This is a genomic window from Paraburkholderia sp. RL18-085-BIA-A, assembly GCF_046027075.1.
In the GTDB taxonomy this organism is placed as follows: Bacteria; Pseudomonadota; Gammaproteobacteria; order Burkholderiales; family Burkholderiaceae; genus Paraburkholderia.
The window spans coordinates 1-1,537 of sequence record NZ_JARESU010000408.1 but is presented as its reverse complement, the minus strand read 5'-3'; the positions used below and the strand labels follow the sequence as shown (position 1 = coordinate 1,537).

The window sequence follows — 1,537 nt, the reverse complement described above, 5'->3', positions numbered from 1 at the left end:
TGCCGGATCACGCCCTGAGGCAGTCCGTCAAGGTTTTTCATGTGCCCGTCTGGCGAGTTGCCCACCGCGGACCGGCGTCGTGGTCGTAACAGGCGGCCCGCCGTGGACAACTCGCGACATCACGTCAAAGGGAGGCAACCCACCGATCCGGAATCCAACTGCGTAACCCTCGACCGAAACGGGTTACCCCGGAAACTCGAGGTTCCTCAACAGTGGCGAACCGCGCTTCCTCAAGGCGTTGAGGTAGGTGGTCTCGTTGTACGGAGTGCTGGTCTGCCAGCACCGGTACAGGATGCGGATCCACTTGAACGCCAGGGCCCGCACGGCAACCTGGTGGGAACTGCCCCTCGCACGCTGCTGCCGGTAGTAGGCGCCGGCCCAGAACGACCTGTTGATCGTCTGGCTCGCCCACTCCACGAAGGTCTGGCGCAGGAAAGTCGGGCATTGCCAGCGCCAGTGCACCCAGCTCTTCTTGCCGCTGCGCTCGGTCACCGGGGCAATGCCGGAATACTTCTGCAGTTCATCCGCCCCGTGGAAGCGGTCGCGCTGCTCGCCGAAGGCAGCGAGCAGGCGCGGCGCCAGTTGGAGGCCGGCGCCCGGCAGGTCCTGGAACAAGGCGTAGTCAGGTAGCGTACTGGCTACCGTAGCGATTTCCCTGTCGTACAGGTCAATCGCAGCCAGCACGGTGCGCAGTTGCGCCACCAGTGCCAGCACATGCAACCGGCAGGGTACGATGATGCCGGGGTCGTCGGTGAGCGGGATAGCAGCGCGGATCGACTCCAGACGTGCTGCGATCAGGTTGGCGCGGCGTCCGTGATGAGCGCGGAAGAACGTCTCAAGGGTTGTCCTGCGGGCGCGCCTGGCGGCCAGCAGCGTCGGCCAGCGGGTAAGGAAGTCGCAGAACACCACCGTATCTCTCTGCCCGAACCACTCCAGAGCCTGCGGGTAATACTGCTTGAGCGTGTCACATAAACGGTTGGTAAACCGGTTCCTGTCACCGACCAGGTCGCGGCGCTGCTCGACCAGGCTCTGCAGCGAACGCATGGCGACGCCCTGTGGCCTGAGCGGGGCAAACCGCTCGGGATGGCGCAGCAGGAGATCGAGCGCCAGCTCCGCATCAGTCGGATCGTCCTTGGCGCGACTCGGCTTGAACGCCTCGCGATATCTGGCGAGTGTCGACGGGTTGATCGGGAAGAGCACGAAGAAGTCATATTTCTGCAGTGCCGCGACAATCGGCCCCTTCGCCAACTCGAGGGCAATCGCGATCGGACCACCGAAGCGCCGGTGTAGCGTCTTTGCCCATTCGTCAATGCGTGCGACCTGGTGAGGGACGCAGTCAAATTCGCGCATGGCATTGCCAGCGGCCTGCAGACAGATGTCATGCTTCGTGTCTGCCCAGTCGATGCCGACGTAGGCCGAAAATTGCTGATCTGATAGAGGTGCCATGAGGCCCTCCGCAAGTGATAGATTACCTGAGGGACATGCATGCCTGCGTTCAGCGAAGGCAATATAGTGAGCCGATGCAACGGCGAACCCT

At 63.0% G+C, this 1,537-nt stretch carries 1 protein-coding gene; it reads right to left on the bottom strand.

All coding sequences use genetic code 11. The features are described from left to right. Positions 1-183: 183 nt before the first annotated feature. Positions 184-1,446, bottom strand: a complete 1,263-nt coding sequence (locus P0D89_RS52835) for an IS110 family RNA-guided transposase (RefSeq protein ID WP_408371139.1) — start codon at positions 1,444-1,446, stop codon at positions 184-186. Between the last annotated feature and the right edge of the window lie 91 nt (positions 1,447-1,537).